At 71.2% G+C, this 15,754-nt stretch carries 18 protein-coding genes and 1 pseudogene; 7 read left to right on the top strand and 12 right to left on the bottom strand.

Annotation, left to right across the window (positions count from 1 at the left end):
• Positions 1–48 precede the first annotated feature (48 nt).
• Positions 49–435, bottom strand: a complete 387-nt coding sequence (locus tag Asera_RS07275; protein WP_030447646.1) for a hypothetical protein — start codon at positions 433–435, stop codon at positions 49–51.
• Between the two features lie 195 nt (positions 436–630).
• Here Asera_RS07275 and Asera_RS07270 point away from each other — a divergent pair, with 195 nt between their 5' ends.
• Positions 631–1,170, top strand: a complete 540-nt coding sequence (locus tag Asera_RS07270; protein WP_030447645.1) for a histidine phosphatase family protein — start codon at positions 631–633, stop codon at positions 1,168–1,170.
• A 15-nt stretch (positions 1,171–1,185) separates the two neighbouring features.
• Here Asera_RS07270 and Asera_RS07265 read toward each other — a convergent pair whose 3' ends face one another.
• From Asera_RS07265 to Asera_RS07255, 3 genes are read right to left on the bottom strand one after another with little or no spacing between them, the layout of a single operon-like run.
• A complete protein-coding gene (locus tag Asera_RS07265; protein WP_051802567.1) occupies positions 1,186–1,947 on the bottom strand; it encodes a DUF899 domain-containing protein in 762 nt (253 codons plus the stop codon).
• A 20-nt stretch (positions 1,948–1,967) separates the two neighbouring features.
• Positions 1,968–2,477, bottom strand: a complete 510-nt coding sequence (locus tag Asera_RS07260; RefSeq protein ID WP_030447643.1) for an SRPBCC family protein — start codon at positions 2,475–2,477, stop codon at positions 1,968–1,970.
• Positions 2,474–2,800 carry an ArsR/SmtB family transcription factor gene (locus tag Asera_RS07255; RefSeq protein ID WP_030447642.1) on the bottom strand — a complete coding sequence of 109 codons (327 nt, stop codon included), beginning with the start codon at positions 2,798–2,800 and terminating at the stop codon, positions 2,474–2,476. The genes Asera_RS07260 and Asera_RS07255 overlap by 4 nt, the downstream gene beginning before the upstream one ends.
• A gap of 224 nt (positions 2,801–3,024) precedes the next feature.
• On the opposite strand from Asera_RS07255, the gene Asera_RS07250 reads away from it, so the two are divergent.
• Both Asera_RS07250 and Asera_RS07245 read left to right on the top strand, forming a co-directional pair.
• The gene (locus tag Asera_RS07250) at positions 3,025–3,837 is read left to right on the top strand and encodes a HEAT repeat domain-containing protein (protein WP_169745873.1); all 813 of its coding nucleotides are present in this window, start codon (positions 3,025–3,027) and stop codon (positions 3,835–3,837) included.
• Between the two features lie 130 nt (positions 3,838–3,967).
• Entirely contained in the window at positions 3,968–4,390 is a 423-nt protein-coding gene (locus tag Asera_RS07245; protein ID WP_030447640.1) for a hypothetical protein, read from the top strand.
• Between the two features lie 69 nt (positions 4,391–4,459).
• Here Asera_RS07245 and Asera_RS07240 read toward each other — a convergent pair whose 3' ends face one another.
• Positions 4,460–5,128 carry a nitroreductase gene (locus Asera_RS07240; RefSeq protein WP_030447639.1) on the bottom strand — a complete coding sequence of 223 codons (669 nt, stop codon included), beginning with the start codon at positions 5,126–5,128 and terminating at the stop codon, positions 4,460–4,462.
• A 139-nt stretch (positions 5,129–5,267) separates the two neighbouring features.
• Here Asera_RS07240 and Asera_RS07235 point away from each other — a divergent pair, with 139 nt between their 5' ends.
• Entirely contained in the window at positions 5,268–5,918 is a 651-nt protein-coding gene (locus tag Asera_RS07235; protein WP_030447638.1) for an FMN-dependent NADH-azoreductase, read from the top strand.
• A gap of 57 nt (positions 5,919–5,975) precedes the next feature.
• Here the strand turns inward: Asera_RS07235 and Asera_RS07230 are convergent, their stop codons facing one another.
• The 6 genes from Asera_RS07230 to Asera_RS07205 form a co-directional block, all read right to left on the bottom strand.
• Positions 5,976–6,461, bottom strand: a complete 486-nt coding sequence (locus Asera_RS07230) for a MarR family winged helix-turn-helix transcriptional regulator (RefSeq protein ID WP_030447637.1) — start codon at positions 6,459–6,461, stop codon at positions 5,976–5,978.
• A gap of 272 nt (positions 6,462–6,733) precedes the next feature.
• Positions 6,734–7,225, bottom strand: a complete 492-nt coding sequence (locus tag Asera_RS07225; protein ID WP_030447636.1) for a winged helix-turn-helix transcriptional regulator — start codon at positions 7,223–7,225, stop codon at positions 6,734–6,736.
• Between the two features lie 2 nt (positions 7,226–7,227).
• Positions 7,228–7,692, bottom strand: a complete 465-nt coding sequence (locus Asera_RS07220) for a nuclear transport factor 2 family protein (RefSeq protein ID WP_030447635.1) — start codon at positions 7,690–7,692, stop codon at positions 7,228–7,230.
• A 101-nt stretch (positions 7,693–7,793) separates the two neighbouring features.
• Entirely contained in the window at positions 7,794–8,171 is a 378-nt protein-coding gene (locus Asera_RS07215; protein WP_244843774.1) for a winged helix-turn-helix transcriptional regulator, read from the bottom strand.
• Positions 8,172–8,500: 329 nt separating this feature from the next.
• Positions 8,501–9,370: a PhzF family phenazine biosynthesis protein gene (locus Asera_RS07210; RefSeq protein ID WP_030447633.1), complete on the bottom strand. Its 870-nt coding sequence runs from the start codon at positions 9,368–9,370 to the stop codon at positions 8,501–8,503.
• A 95-nt stretch (positions 9,371–9,465) separates the two neighbouring features.
• Positions 9,466–9,777: an EthD family reductase gene (locus Asera_RS07205; RefSeq protein ID WP_030447632.1), complete on the bottom strand. Its 312-nt coding sequence runs from the start codon at positions 9,775–9,777 to the stop codon at positions 9,466–9,468.
• A gap of 322 nt (positions 9,778–10,099) precedes the next feature.
• On the opposite strand from Asera_RS07205, the gene nadC reads away from it, so the two are divergent.
• The 3 genes and pseudogenes from nadC (at position 10,100) to Asera_RS07190 (ending at position 14,729) form a co-directional block, all read left to right on the top strand.
• Positions 10,100–11,014 (top strand): carboxylating nicotinate-nucleotide diphosphorylase, encoded by a 915-nt coding sequence (gene nadC, locus Asera_RS07200; protein ID WP_084132152.1) that lies wholly within the window; start codon positions 10,100–10,102, stop codon positions 11,012–11,014.
• A 245-nt stretch (positions 11,015–11,259) separates the two neighbouring features.
• Complete coding sequence (locus tag Asera_RS07195) at positions 11,260–14,013, top strand: winged helix-turn-helix domain-containing protein (protein WP_157034961.1); 2,754 nt, start codon at positions 11,260–11,262, stop codon at positions 14,011–14,013.
• Positions 14,014–14,154: 141 nt separating this feature from the next.
• Positions 14,155–14,729: pseudogene (locus tag Asera_RS07190) on the top strand (DUF7144 family membrane protein).
• A gap of 244 nt (positions 14,730–14,973) precedes the next feature.
• On the opposite strand, the gene Asera_RS07185 reads toward Asera_RS07190, so the two are convergent.
• Complete coding sequence (locus Asera_RS07185) at positions 14,974–15,531, bottom strand: Rv1733c family protein (protein ID WP_051802566.1); 558 nt, start codon at positions 15,529–15,531, stop codon at positions 14,974–14,976.
• Positions 15,532–15,754 lie beyond the last annotated feature (223 nt).

The following is a 15,754-nucleotide window of genomic DNA, read 5'->3' as shown; positions in this document are numbered from 1 at the left end:
CGTTGCAGCGCAGGTGGATCAGCGGGAGCACGGTAGCGTGCCGGGCGCTCAGCGGCGCGGTCGGGACAGTTGCTGGGCCAGCAGCACCATGCTCATGCCGAACATCAGGATGCCCAGCGGTACGTGCGCCTCCATCACATGGTTGATGCCCAGAACCACCTGGAGGCCGGCGAGCACCAGGAAGCCCACCGAGTACCAGATGGGGCGGGGCGAGCCGCCGCCCGGCTTCCAGCCGAGCACCGCGGCCAGCACGTACAGCATGGACGCCCCGAACATCACCCGGGCGTTGACGCTGTGCAGCACCTCGCCGTGGTGCGTGCCCAGCATGATCCCGGCGGTGATCGCCTGGAAGAAGATCGCCGCGGTCTGCAGCGCGACGGAGACCCGGACGAACGTGCTGGTGCCGTGCCGCGCTGCCGTCAACTGGGTGGCCATGACGTGGTCCTCTCTGCTGCGCGTCGGTGCCGATCAGCCCGACTCGGTACTACGACGAGGCACGGCGGAAAAGTGTGAGGCGAGGTGGTCGCGCGGGTCGGCGCCGCCACCGAGCCGTGCGGCGGGGCAGGAAGCCGTACAAAATTATGGAAAGAGTCTTTACTGTTAATAACAGTTCCTTTATATCCTCGGTTGATGCCCATCGAGATCGTGTTCGAGACCCATGCGTTGACCGAGGACAACGAGCGGGGCATCGCCACCGGCTGGCTGCCCGGACGGCTGTCCGACCGCGGCCGCAGCAACGCCGCCGACCTGGGCCGGCGCCGGCGCGACGACGGCATCGCCGCGGTGTTCACCTCCGACCTGCGTCGCGCAGCGGACACGGCGCGGATCGCCTTCGGCGACAGCGACATCCCGATCCTGGCCGACTGGCGGCTGCGCGAGTGCGACTTCGGTACCCGCAACGGCACGCCGGCCGCCGAGGTCAAGGCCGACCGGCTCGACCACTGCGACCGCCCCTATCCCGGCGGGGAGAGCCACGCCCAGGCGATCGACCGGGTGGTGCGGTTTCTGGCCGATCTGCCGACCCGGTGGTCCGACCGGCGCGTCCTCGTGATCGGGCACCTCGCGACCTACCGGGGGTTGGAACACGCCAGCACCGGCCGCACCGTCCGCGAGCTCGTCGCCGCCGACTTCACCTGGCAGCCGCACGGCTGGCAGTACCGCATCGACTGACCGGCGCCGCGGGGTTCAGCCGATCGGCTTCCGGTCGGCAGCGGGCACCGTCCAGTACGTTTCCGGGTCCCACGCGGTGACCGTCTCGTTGCGGTCCCGCGGCAGCTCCCAGTCCTCCTGCCGGCCGAGCGCGGTCAGGTCGAGGAGCGGGTAGGTGCCGCCCAGGTGGTCCATCCCGCGCGCGTAGGTGGAGTAGGTGTGGAAGACGTCGTCGCCGGCACGCAGGAAGCAGCTGACCCCGGCCAGCTCGACGGAGCGGTCCGGCGCCGGCTCCAACAGCTCCGGCTCGCGCCGGTAGTTGTACTCCGGCTGCGGGCGGGCGGCATCCATGGACACCTGGAGGTCGTAGTTGAAGTCGCTACCGAACGCCGAGAACCACGGCACGTCCCAGCCGCGCTCCCGCCGGGCCGACGCGATCTTCTCGTACGGGGCGCGGGAAACCAGCACGTAGGTCGTCTGCCGGGCGGCGAGATCGTCGAACAGCGCGCCGGTCAGCTGGCGGATGTCGGCCGAACAGGCCGGACACGGCGCCGACCAGTCGGGACCGAACATCACGTGCCGTACGACCAGCTGACGGCGCCCGGCGAACAGCGCACCGAGCCCGACCCGGCCCGACGGCCCCTCGAAGACGTAGTCCTTCTCCACCCGTACCATCGGCAGCCGGCGCCGGTCCGCGTTCAGCGCGTCGCCCTGGCGGGTGTGCTCCTTCTCCCGCGCCAACAGCGCGCGACGCGCCGCCAGCCACTCGGCCCGATCCACCACCTGGGGCAGTGCCATCGCATCCTCCGTGTGCTCGGTCAGAGATCCTTGGCCAGGACCTCGTAGTGCGGCGTCAGCTCGAGCCAGCGGGTACGCCACGGCGCCGGCGACCGGTGGGCGAGATGCGCGGCGAGATCCTCCACGTGCGCCTGCCAGCCGGCACCGTGCCCGTCGAGTACGTCCAGCGGGAGCCCGCGTTCCTCGATGACGAGCAGCGTCTGCTCGCCGTCGCGGCGCAACTGGGCCTCGACGACGGTGTCCTCGCCGTCCTCGTCGTCGATCATGGTCACCAGCAGGCGATCCGGCGGCTCGCACCGGTCGACCCGAACGCGGCCCTGCCACGTACTGGTGAAGCGGGCCCGAACGACACCGCCGAGTCGCGGGTCGCCGTCGACCTCGGCGATCCAGCGCGCCAAGCGGGCCGGCTCGGTGAGAGCCGACCACAGGTCGTCGATGTCGGTGTCGAACCGGTCTTCCATCCGGACGACGCCCTTGCCGTCCTGCGCCCGCAGCGTCCCGATCACGCCGGGCCGGCCGTCCCTGCTCATCCTTCGTCCCTCCGTTGTTTCCTTCCCCGCGCCACCTCGGTGTGCAGGGCGTCGAATCGCTGCTGCCACAGGGCCCGGTAGTCGCCGAGCCATTCGTCGAGTTCGGCCAGCGGCTCGGGCCGCAACCGGTACAGACGGAACTGGGCCCGTTGCTCCACCTCGACCAGGCCCGCCTCCCGCAGCACCCGCAGGTGCCGCGAGACGCCCGGACGCGCGATCGGCAGCTGGGCGGCGAGCTCGGTGACGGTTGCCGGACCGTCCCGCAGGGACCGGAGCACGGTGCGCCTGCTGGGATCCGCCAGCGCCTGCAAGATCGCGTCCATCGCGCCAATGTACCAAGCTGGTTACATAACAAGCAAGGTACGTACGTGCCAGACCCGGCGGAGGTCCGGGGCGTGTGCCGCTCCGTCGGGGCTGGCGCGACCCGTAGTTCACCGGCTCCGCGGCGATCGCGCTCCAGAGGGCCAGGATGATCACGACGGCCGGTCTTCGGAACGTCGACGCCGGGCACCGCGGTGCGGCGAAGGCCGGTGGGTACAGTCGGGCGGTGAATCCCGCTGCACTGCGCTCCCTGTCGGACGGCGACCTGGACACCCGCACCGAGCGCCTGACCCGACTGCTCGACCGGGCCGGCGACCTCGGCGACGAGTCGGCGGCGGAAACGCTGCGCGCGTTCGTCCGGGACTACGGTTCCGCGCACCGCTCGCTGTTCTGCCGGGCGATGAACCGGGCGGCCGCGTTCGGCGACGCCAGCCTCGAAGAGCCGCTGCTGGCCGCGCTGACCGACACCCGGTACAACTGCCAGGCCTGGGCGGCGAAGGGCTGCGCCGCCCTCGGCTTCCGCGCCGCGGTCCCGGACCTGCTGGAGATGCTGCACCACGATCAGTGGATCGCCCGGGAGGAGGCGGTCGTCGCCCTCGGCGAGCTGGGCGACGACTCGACCGTGCCGGCCCTGGTACCGCTGCTACGGGACCCGGCCGAGTGGATGCGCGCGCGCAGCGCCGAGGCGCTGGCCACGATCGGCGGCGACGCGGCACTCGCCGGGCTGTGGGACGAGTTCATCCACCGCCGCTTCCCGCGCATCGGCTACCTGGCCAGCGCGCTGGCGCTGTTCCCGCCCGACGTCGTGCTGCCCCGGCTGCTCGACACCGCCGCGAGCCCGGACCCGGACCAGCGGTACTGGGCGGCCGTGGCGCTCGGTTCGACCGGCGACGACCGTGCCGTACCGGTACTCGAACGGTTGCAGGCCACCGACCGCGGCGCCACGGTGTTCGACGGCCAGGTCCGCGCCGCCGCGAAGAAGGCGCTGCGCACGCTCGGCCGGATCCAGAAGGCCATCGCCGCCCGAAACGCACCCTGACGGGCACGCCGCATCGCCATCCACCGAGCGATCTCCCGCGGTACGTCGTCCGTCGCGGGCCTTGCCGAAGCGCGCGACGAGCCAGGCGACGCACCCGCCGGTTGTTGCCCGGTTAGGCGACCATGGGGCCATGACCAGTCCCCCGACCGCGCTGTTGACGGTGAACGCCTCGAACCCCAACTTCTCGATGGGGCTGGTGCAACCGGAGGCGGTGCTGGACGGGTGGCCGATCCGGCTCAGCTGGGGCTGGAACCAGCTGCCCGTGCGGCCCGGCCGACACCGGCTGCGGGTGCAGGCCCGGGCTCCGTTGCGCGCCTTCGGCTCCGCCGACCTGATCCTGGACGCGCACCCCGGACAGCGGGTGGTCGTCTACTACGCCTCCCCGTACGTGGCGTCGTTCGTCTGGTCCCAGCCGGGCGCCATCGGCTTCGCCCCCGTGCAGAGCAGCGGCCGGGCCGCCGCGCTGGTGTCCAGGCTCGTCCCGGCCGGCATCGCGTTGTTGATGATGCTCGTCATCGGCATCCTCGTCATCGTCGCGACGGTCTCGCAGTGACCGCGCGCCGGGGCGGACATCCATCCGGCCGTCGCGGAATCCGGGGCCGCATCGGCTGAAGCCGCGGGGTCAGCGGCCGTCGACGAACGTGACCGTCTGGTCGAGCGGCGCCCGGGGCGTGCGGGCGTGATCGATCGTGGCGTCCCGAAAGCCGATCGACATGCCGCAGAAGAGCAGGAGTCCCGCCGGGGGCGACAGGACCTCGGCGACGCTGCGGTGAAACTTCGCCCAGGCCATCTGCGGGCAGCTGTGCAACCCTTCGGCACGCAACAGCAGCATGACGGTCTGCAGGTACATGCCGACGTCGGCCCACTGGGGTGCCCCCATGTCCTGGTCGATGTAGCAGAACAGAGCGGCCGGCGCGCCGAAGCAGTCCCAGTTCGCAGACGAGGCCCGCTGTCGCGCCGCCAGATCGTCGCGCGCGATACCGAGCGCTCCGTAGCGTTGCGCACCGAAGGCGGACCGGCGCTCGTGGTAGGGCGACTTCAGCTCGGCCGGGTACTGCTCGTACTCCGGTTCGTCCCACGGGTCGCCTGCGGCCAGACGGGCACCGGCGCGCTTCTTGACCTCGGCCAGCGGCCGGCCGGTCAACACGTAGGCATGCCAGGGCTGGATGTTGGATCCGGACGGCGACCAGGACGCGGCGGACAGCACCCGTTCCAGCGCCTTCCTCGGTACCGGCCGATCGGTGAAGCCGCGCACCGCCCGCCGGCTGGCAACCGCCTCGTAAACGTCCATGACCGTCTGGATCTTCCTCTGCTCGACAGCTTACGTTCAGCCGAGATAGTATCACTCGATACTGTATCGTGTTTGACTATCGTCGAGCATGAACCGCCGCCCCGGCACGTCGCCGCGGGCACGGCACCTGGGAGAGCTCATGGCTACGCTGCTGCACATCGACTCGTCCGTGTTTCCCGGCGAGGCGTCCGCGTCCCGTTCGATCACGGCCGCCTTCCGCAGGACCTGGCAGGAGAAGCATCCGGCCGGCACGGTGGTCTACCGCGACCTCGCCGCGGCCCCCGTCCCGCACATCACCGCCGCCGCATGGACCGCCGGCGCCACGGACCCCTCCGATCGCACCCCGGAGCAGTCCGCCGCGTTCAGCGCCCGGGTACAGCTCATCGAGGAGCTGGAGCGGGCGGACACGGTCCTGCTCGGCGCACCGATGTACAACTTCTCGATCCCGTCGACCCTGAAGGCATGGCTGGACAGCGTGATCCTGGCTGGCCGCACCACGGGCGAGCACCCCTCCGCTCAGGGCACACCAGCGGTCGTCGTGGCAAGCCGCGGCGGCTCCTACGCGCCGGGCACCCCGCGGGAGGGCTTCGAGTACGTGCAGAACTACCTGGAAGCCGTACTGAAGGGCGCGCTCGGGCTGGCCGTCGACTTCATCGTCCCGGAGCTGACCATGGCCCCGCGCAACCCGGCCATGTCGCAACTGATCCCGCGCTACGAGGCATCCCGAACGCGCGCCTTCGAGGACGCGACCGCCAAGGCAGCGGAACTCGTCGAGCGCCTCGCCGCCTAACCACCCGCGCGCGAGGGGCGCCGCACCCCAACCCGGTACGCGGCACCCTCGCCGCGCCTACGCCTCGGCGCCACCGGGATAGACGAGCCGGGCCAGCAGATCCGCCAGACGCTCGGACTCACCCGGCCCCAGCTCGGCGGCAAGCCGCTCGGCCAGCGGCTTCGCCGCCACGTGGGCCGCATCGAAAAGTTCGACCCCTTGCGGTGTGACGTGCACCGCCCGAGCCCGACGGTCCCCCGGAACGGCCTTACGGACGGCCAGCCCCTTGCGCTCCAGGTCGTCGACGATCCGCATGATTCCCGCCTTGTCCGACCCCGTCTCGGCCGCCAGATCCCGCTGCATCATGGGCCCCTGGTTGACCAGGACGATCAGCACCGCGAAGTGCCGCAACTCGATGCCGAGCGGCCGAAGCGCCTCCCCCATCACCGCAGCCGCGCGCCAGTGCGCCCGACGCAGCAGCAAGCCGAGCGCGAACGGTGATTCATCGCCCCGACGGTCGGTCGCACGCCCAGCGACGATGCGGTCAGGAACATCGGAAGCCATGCCCCCACACTACAACTATCGATCATTCGAAACCGTATCGATTGAAACCAATGTGGTCGCCGCGCGCAGGCTCGGAACCGGCGTTACCAGGCGCCGGTCGGGGAGCTGGCCCTGCGCCATCCTGCCCTGCTGGTCGCCGGCGAGCCGCGCGCCCAGGATGCGCCGCCACCGGGTCCGGTGGCGATTGGTGCAGGTGCCACTGGCGGTACGGCTCGCCGGCGGGCACCCCACGCTTCCGCCCCCGTCGTCCTGCCGCGCTGCCCGGGCGCCGATCAGGGCGTGGCGAGGCGGCGGGCCAGCACCATCGTGCCGGGGGCCGCGCGGCCGCCCGGGCCCGGTCGGGCGGTCAGCTCGTCCGCCACAATCGCGTCGCCGCACGCCCCGCACGCCACGACCGGTACGGCGTCGTGGTCGCGGTGCTCGAACCGGATGGGTGGGCCGCCGTCGGGCGGCTGCCAGCGGTCACCCCAGGCCGTCAGCGCCACCAGGATCGGGATGAGCTGCCGGCCGGACTCGGTCAGCACGTACCGGTCGCGGGGCGGACGCTGCCGGTACCGCTCTCGCCGCAGGACACCGTCGTCGACCAGGCCGTTGAGCCGTTCGGTGAGCAGGTTGCGGCTGATGCCCAGATCCTCGGCGAGGTCGGCGAACCGGTCGATGCCCAGGTACACGTCGCGCAGGATCAGCGGGGTCCACCAGTCGCCGACCACCTCGAGGGACCGGGCCAGCGAGCAGTGCATCTCGGCGAAGCTCGTCTGTCGCATCGCTATGCGCTCACGGCGTCGAGGATGGGCGGGGCGACCGCCTCGGTCACCCCGTTCGAGCCCAGGTGCTGGCACAGCCGGGACCACCGGAGCGAGTCCTCGTGCACCTCGTACCAGCAGATCCGACCGAACCGCAGCCGCACGAACTGCACGAACACGTTCCGGTAGGGCTCACCGAGCGGAGTGGTGGCGGTGAGTGTGAACAACCCCGCGATGCGGGTGTTCCACGGTGGGCCGTCGACGGCCAGCTGGCGCAGCTCGAACTCGGCGTCGGGGAGCAGCCGGAACAGCCGGTCGAACCAGGCCGCCATCGCCGCCCGGGTGGTACGGGTGCCGCCCAGGCTGGTGTCGCCGTGGAAGGTGACGCGGAAGTCCGGCGCGAACCGCCGGATGATCGCGTCGTAGTCGTGGGCGTTCATGGCCTGCCAGACGCGCCGGTACTGGCGGCGGGCGATCAAGCGGAACACGAGCCCTCCCTGTCCGAGTCAGTTCAATACCGATACTAACCCAGATGCGATCGCCCCACTGCCGATCCAGCGACATCACGCCAGCCGGCACAGCAATCGCTTCATTCCCCGGGGCTGTCGGACAACTCCCGTGCCCAGCGATGCGACCAGGCGATCAACGGCTTCAGCGAGCGGTAGACGTCATCGCCGAGTTTCGTCAGCAGGTACAGACCGTCCTCGCTCTGCTCGACGATGCGTGCGTCGTTCAGTTCGCGAAGGCGCTGATCCAGCACGCTCGACGACATACCGTCACAGTTCTTCTGCAGAGCGCGGAAGCCCAGCGGACCGTTTCTCAACTCCCAGATGATACGGAGCACCCAGCGCCGCCCGAACAGATCGAGCGCCGCCATCATCGGACGGCCAGTGGCGGAGCCTCGCACCGGGCTGCCCGGACGTGGTCCCCGTTCGTTGCCCCGGTTGGCTGATCCAGACATGGCCATCAGCGCGCACCCCGCCCCCGGTACCAGCCGGACGAGGTCTGCTCAACGGAGGTTGTCCGCGCCGACGGTCGACTCGGCCCCGTTGCCGCAGCGGAAGGTTCGGCGATGCCCGCGGGGCGTACGAAAGGCATGACGACTGGGTAGCTCACACTTCTCCGCGGCGATCTGCTCGGGCTTGGCCGGCCCGATGCTACACCGACATGCTCGAGCAGTGACCGAACGTGCGGGGCTTCTCCGGTTCGGTACTCGGCGGTCCGTCGACCCTGATGGCAGGAGTCCCACCGGCAGTCGGTGCCATGCACCCCACGCAGATCGGTCCAGTCGTCGCCTCAGCGTCCCCCGCGGACCACCGCCAACCCGCCGACCCGGGTCGTGATGCCCGCGGGCACACGGCGGGCCGAAGCAAGCACGCTGGCCGGTCGACCGAGGGTGTCACCCTGCTCCACCTCGATCGCGATCGTCCGCGCCCCTGTCGCGTCGAGCAGGTGGGCGGCGAGGCAGCCGGTGCTGTTGGCGTTGGCGACGTCCTCGTCGACACCGATCGCCGGCGCGAACATCCGCGCCGCACCCGGTCGGTCGCCCGCCGGCGGTACGTACACGAAACAGCCGAGGAGCCCGTACCGCGTGCACGCCGCTGTCAACCTGTCGAGGTGCGGGCGGACTCGAAGCAGCGCCGGGCGGTCGCGGACCGGTACCAGCATGCGCGGTGCGCCGGGCGCGGCGATCCGTGGCGCGTCGGTCGGATGAAGGTCACCGGCGACGAGCCCGAGTGCGGCGACGATCGCGGCGCGCTCGTCCGGTGCCGGGTGACGCAGCGCGACGAGGCCCTGGTCGAACCACACCTCGATGCCGGTGGGGCGGCGGATCGCGACGGTGTCGAACGTGCGCCCGCCGGTGTGTTGGCGGTCGTACAGCTCGCGAAGCTCGGTGCGGGTCAACCGGACCGCCTGCGCGGCAACGGTGCCGTGGCCGCAGCCGGACAGTTCGGCGGTGGCGGTGAAGAACCGGACCGGCCAGCCACCGTCCGGCGTGCGCCCCGGGCCGAGGAGCGCCGCGTGCGAGGTGCCGGCCGCGGCAGCAACCGCACGCCGGTCCGCGTCGGTCGCCGCCGGGTCGTCGTCGGTGACGGCCGTGGGGCTACCGCCCCGGCCGTCGCGCCGCACGCACGCGTCGACCACCGTGACACCCGGCCAGGACATCGGCCCACCCTCCACACTCGGCGAACCGGAAACGGCCGATGACCGAACCTGACCGCAACGGCCGACCAAGCGCGTCCCAGACTCGTACCGGCCCCTCAGCTGGCGCCGTCCGGCACCGGATAGTGGATGACGATCACACCGCCGGTGGCGTAGTTGGCGACATCGGCGGTCAGCCGCCGGCCGTGCGGGGACTCCCGTGCCGCGGCCATGGCGGCCGCGTCGGCGAAGTCGGCTTCGAAGACCGCGAAGTACGCGGCTTCTCCCGTGGTCGTCGCCACGTCGAAGCTGTAGCGCCACGCAAGCACACCGGGCCAGTCCTCGACCAGCGGAAGGTGGTGGGACAGGTAGTAGTCGCGGAAGTGGTCCGGGTCGGCGGGCGGGGGATACAGGACGAGCAACCTTTGCATGACGACTCCGTCCAGAAACGAGACTGTTGCCGGTGGCCTGGGATCTGCTGCCAAGTGCGAGGGACGGCACGGAGCGGTTCGGGTCGACCGGCTGCCGTGCGGGACGCTCGATCGTCCACAGTAGATCAATGCTTCGAAATCACGTGCACATCGAACGCTAACATCAGTGCTTCGGATTCGGAAGCGAGCGCGCCGGCGCGGACCTGTGATGTGCGTCAGCATCGGCGCGATGCCGCGGCGTGAGGTAGTTCATTGCACGGGGAGCGCCGGCTCCGCACACTCAGAGCAGTTCGAAAATAGAAGTGATTGCGGGAGGGTGGAGATGGTCGAGACGACCCGAGTACGGCCCAGTTGGCCAGAGTCCGCCGCGGTCACCGCGGTGGGCGATGCGCTGGTCGAGGACGCCGCAGGCGACGACATCACCACGCTCTGGAGCGTGCCAGCGGGCGCGGTGGTGCGCGCCGAACTCATCGCACGAGACCCTGGCATTCTCGCCGGTCTACCCGCCCTGACCGAGGTCTTCCGCCAGGTGGACCCAGCCGTGGTGGTCGAGCCGGGTTTCGTCGACGGAGACCACGTCGAGCCCGGTGACGTGGTCGCGGTGGTGTCCGGTCCCGCCGCCAGCATCATCACGGGTGAACGGGTGGCACTCAACTTCCTCCAGCGCATGTCGGGGATCGCAACGATGGCCGGCGCGCTGGTCGAGAAACTCGCCGATCTGCCGGTGCGTGTCCTGGACACCAGGAAGACGGCGCCGGGACTTCGCGCGCTGGACAAGTACGCGGTGCGGGCGGGCGGCGCTCACGGGCATCGACTGGACCTCTCGACGATGGTGCTGTTGAAGGAGAACCATGTGGCCGTCGCGGGCGGCGTGACGGCTGCCCTTCGCGCGGTACGGCGGGGTAGCCGGACCGAGTCGCGTCCGGTCGAGGTGGAGATCGAGGTCCGTACCGCCGACGAGGCGCGCGAAGCGCTCGCGGCTGGCGCTGACTGGCTGCTGCTGGACAACATGGCCCCCCGCGAGTTGAGAGCGGTGGTTGCGCTGCGCGACGAGCTGGGGCCGGGGACGAAGCTCGAGGCATCGGGACGGATCACCGCAGACACCGCAATGGCGGTTGCTGCGACCGGCGTCGACGCGATGTCGTTGGGCGCTCTGACCCACAGCGTCCAGGCCCTCGATCTGAGCCTGCTCGTGACCGAGGTCGACGCCAGCGGCCAGCGCGAACTCCGACGGTGATCGGGCGACCCGCGGACCACTCGCGCACACCGGTTCGCGGTGACATCCGGCGACTTCGCCTGCCGCGTCCCTACCGCACCGGGTGACCGACCCCTATCGGGTGGCCCGGGGTCGGTCCATCGTCGCGAAACGGTGGGCGATGGGTTGATGGCGGGACGGCCGGACGCACCGCGCGGCCGGTCCGATGGTGTACCGCGACGCGTTTTCGATCACGCCCGGCGCTCCCGGTGGTGACACTGGTTGGGGTGACACGTGGGGTGAACGCGCAGCCAGTGGCGTACCACCACGCGGCGCAGGACGCGTTGCCGCCTCCGGAGTCGGTCGATGTGACGCCGAGGCTGGCCGCGCGAGTGGCCGTCCCGCGCGGTCCGTCGGTCCGGATCGCCCGCCCTCGGCCAGAGGGCCGGCTGGCCGAACTGACCGCGGCCGGATCGACACTCGTCAGCGCGGGTACCGGCGAGGGAAAGACCGTCCTCGTGGCGGGATGGGCCGCCTCCGGGCGGGTTCCGGGTGCCCTCGCCTGGTACACGTTGCCGGAGCAGGGCACCGATCTGGCGACGTTCTGGTCCGATCTGCTCACCGCGTTCAACCGGGCCGGTGTACGGCTGGGCGACGGCCGGCCGAGGCTGTTGAGCACCGCTGAACATCGGCCCTACCAGCCTTTGGACGACATTCTCGCGCTGTTTTACGACCTGTCGGAACCAGTGGTACTGGTGTTCGACGGAGTGCACCGGATTCGGGATCGATTCGTTCTGGACTGTCTCGACCTGCTCCTGATGGAGCCTCCGCCGGCTCTCCGGCTCGTTCTGCTGGGGCGAGGTGCGCTCCGGCTGAGATTGCAGCGGTTGCGGCTCGACGGGCTGCTCGGCGAGATGAGCACGGCGGACCTCCGGTTCGACCGTGCCGAGACGGTTCGTCTCCTCCAGGCGCATGGCCTGTCGCTCGACGACGAGCAGATCGATCGGCTCCTGGCGCGTACCGGCGGCTGGGCGGCCGGGTTGCGCCTTGCCGCAATGTCCCTGGATCCCGCCGACCCGGCTCGGAGCCTTGCGCGGTTCTCCGGCACGGCGGCACCGGTCGCCGATTACCTGGCCGACGAGGTGGCACCGCTGTCGCCAGCGGTTCGATCGTTCCTGCTGCACACGAGCGTCGCCGAGCGGATCAGCGGCTCGCTCGCCACCGCGCTGTCCGGGCGGCTCGACAGCCAGCGGCTGCTGGAGGACCTGGCGGCGCGCACCGGCCTGGTCCGGCCCGTGGATCGCCAGGGGGAATGGTTCGACCACCACGAACTTCTCCGGGAGTACCTGTACCACCGCCTGCAGCTGGAGGAACCGGACACCGCGCCGGCGATACATCGGCGGGCCGCCCACTGGTACGCGCAGCACGGGGCGCCCCTGCCGGCGCTGCGGCACGCGGTGGCCTCCGCCGATCACCACGAGGTCGGTCGGATCCTCTTCACCCGGGCCCTGCCCCGGCTGATGTCTGCCGACGGCGCCATCCTCGCCGAGGAGGTACGGCCGCTCGCGGCCGCCGCCGACACGGCACCCTCGGTGACGACGCTGGCGTGCGCCGCGGTCACCGCCCTGTACCGACGCGACTTCGTGCGGGCCCGCACGCGACTGCGGCAGGCGCGCTCGATGTTGTCCGGTGAGCCGGCCGGGCTACGGCCGGCGGCCGAGATCGGGCTGTCCGCACTCGGCGCGATCGCGGCCGGATCGCTCGGCGAGAATCGCGCCGCCCGCAAGGCGGCGGGCCGGGTCCTGACCCTGACCGGCCCGGGCGCTGCGTCGGATATGCCGGCGATGGCCGAGTACCGGGCGCTGGCCCACTGGTGCATCGGGCGTACGCAGCTGTGGCAGGGTGCGGTCAGCGCCGCGCACCGGACCTTGCAGGATGCCGCCACTGCCGCCGGGGAGTGCCGGCTCGATCTGACCGAACTCAGTGCCGACGCACACCGGGCCGTCGCCGAGGTCGTCCGCGGCGAGCTGCGGGCCGGCACGAAGCTGGCCCGCTCGACCGCCGCCGATGCGCAACGCCGTGCCGCCGGACTGGAACCGTACGTTGGGGGCGCGTACCTGGCCCTTGCGCTCACCGAACTCCAGCGGGACCATCCGCTCGTCGCCGCCCGCTACCTGGCGCAGGCCGCCACGGCCGCGGAAACCGGCGCCGACCAACCCGTACGCTGCGCCGTCCGGGTCGCCGAGGCCCGGCTGCTGGTGCAGAGCGGCGACCAGGGTACGGCCCGGCGGGTGATCGCCGAGCTGCGAGCCGGCGGCCTTCCCGGGTTGTTGACCGAGTGGCTGGCCGGAGCCGAGGTCGAGGCAGAACTCGCCGCCGGTGCACCGGCGGCGATCATCGACCGGCTGCCCGCCCGCGGTGAGCCAGGCGACTGGGACCGCATCTGGCTTGGCTGGGCCGACCTTTCGCTGCACCGACCGGGCGGTGCCCGGCAGCGCATTGCGCCGCTGCGCCGATCGGCCGATCGTGGCCGTGCCGTGGCCGTCGAGGAATCGCTCATCACGGCGCTCGCCGCGGAGGCGCTCCGGCAGGACGGTGTCGCCGTCGAGGCGGTCGATCGAGCGCTCGGCCTGGCCTTCGAGGACCAGCTCAGCCACCCGTTCCGCGCCGCCGGTCATCGGCTGGAGCCGCTGATCCGCAGGCAGCAACGCGTGCTCGGCAGCTACGCCTCGTTCGCCAGCACGCTGATCGACGAGCACGCCGCGGCGACCGGTGCGCCGGCCGCCGAACCGTTGACCGAACGCGAACTGACCGTGCTGCGATATTTGCCCACGATGAGCAGCAACGACGAGATCGCGGCCGATCTGCACATCAGCGTGAACACCGTCAAGACACACCTGAAGAGCCTGTACCGGAAGCTGGGCGTCGGCAACCGGCGCGAAGCCATCCGGCAGGGCCGGGTACGCGAGCTGCTGGGGTCGCCCGCCCAGCAGCCGGCACCGCTTCGGGAAGAAGCCAGCCGCCCGCCGTACCGGATCTGAGTCGCGCGGCGCGGCTCGACACCGGTCGTTCACCCTCGCCGGGTGAGGCCCGTGGACGTGCGGTGGGAGACGCTCGGCTGGTGTCGTGTTCGGCGGGCCGCCGCCGATCCAGGCGCGACCGAACCGGAAGGAGACACCGCCATGAGCCAGTCGAGCGCTGCGCGATCGTGGGCATGGGGCGGCACGATGTTCGCTGCCACGATGTTGCTCCTCGTGGGCATGTTCCAGGTATTCCAAGGCATCGAGGCAATTGTCCGCAGCGGGTTCTACGTCGTCGCGAACAACTACCTCTACCAGATCGACACCACGGCCTGGGGTTGGATCCATCTGTGCATCGGCGCCGTTGCCATGCTGACCGGAGCGTTCCTGTTCCTCAGCGGCTCGGCATGGGCCCGGGGGCCGGCATCGCCCTGGCGGGCCTGTCTGCCATCGCCAACTTCTTCTTCATCCCGTACTACCCGTTCTGGTCCTTGCTGATCATCGCGCTGGACGTGTTCGTGATCTGGTCGCTGGCTACGGTGGGTTCGCGCTCGCGTGAGGCTCAGCAGCAGCCTGGCGGGATGGACGCGGCGGCCGAGCGGTGGCCGATGTCCAACCAGACCGGTACCTCGGCGTCGGCGCGGATGGATGCGCCGACGACGCGGACGACGCCGTCCGACGGTGAACGGCCGGCCGAGGCGCCGGGATCCCGGCAGTCCTCGTCGCCATCGAGCTGACGCCGCCGCGTCGTGGCGGTGACAGACGCAGGCGGGGCGGCGACACCCGCGGCTGAGCACAGGTCGGCCCGGGCGCTGGTGTTGCCGCTGGTACTGGCCCGCGTTGGTGGCGGCCGGTGCCTACACCGGCGCTCGATCGCGGCGAGGAGCCGTCGAGGCGGCCGGGACGCAGCAACGAGCCTGTCGAGGCATCTGGGACGCAGCAAGGAGCCTGTCGGGGCGGCCGGGACGCGGCGCGGCGAGGTCAGCCGCGATGGTCACGGCGTGGCCGGTGGCTCCAGACGGGTTCCACGCGCTGCCACTCGCGGTCCCAGTCTCGGAGCCTTCGCCGGTTCACCGTGACTCGGGTCGCGACGACGACCAGGGCGCCGACGGCCGCCGTACCGAGGGGTACCGACAGTCCGGGTCCGATGCCGTCCAGGATCGTGCCGAGCCGGGTTTCCGGACGGGGCACCTGGTGCCAGTTCGCGTCGAACCAGACGGTCGCGTGCGCTCCGGCCCGGGTGTCCGCGTCGACCCGCACGGTGCCCGTCCGGCTGCCAGCCGGTGTGTGCCAACGAACCCGGGCGCTGGCCTGGGCACCGACGGTACTCGTCCGGCCGGACACCGGCGTCGCTGCCGGCGCGTCCTCCAGCAGGACGACGTCGTACGGGTGGGTGTGGGCGCGGGCCAGCCGAGCGGTGCGTTCCGCGCCTTCGGCCGTGTACGCGCCCAGGATGATCCCGGCGCCGATCGCGGCGAGCAGCGCAACGCACGCGGCCCGCAGGACGGCGGCCTCGATGCGATCCGAGCCTCGGCACATCGGGCTTCGGGACGGCCAGAGGCGGTACAGGGCCCGATCGAGCGATGCCCACGCACGATTGCTCCCGTGCCGCGTCTCCATGTCGCCCCCTGATGGCAACTGCGCGAAGTCCGGATCCGGCCGCAGTCCCGGTCCGGGGCCGCGACCTGCCACACCGTCGATCCTCGCCGCGACGAGGCTGGTGCCGTAGAGATGACCGGCCCTGCCGCGTACGGCCAGTGGG

The organism is Actinocatenispora sera (assembly GCF_018324685.1).
In the GTDB taxonomy this organism is placed as follows: Bacteria; Actinomycetota; Actinomycetes; order Mycobacteriales; family Micromonosporaceae; genus Actinocatenispora; species Actinocatenispora sera.
Note: the sequence above shows the minus strand (reverse complement) of the source record. Positions and strands in the feature narration are given on the sequence as shown.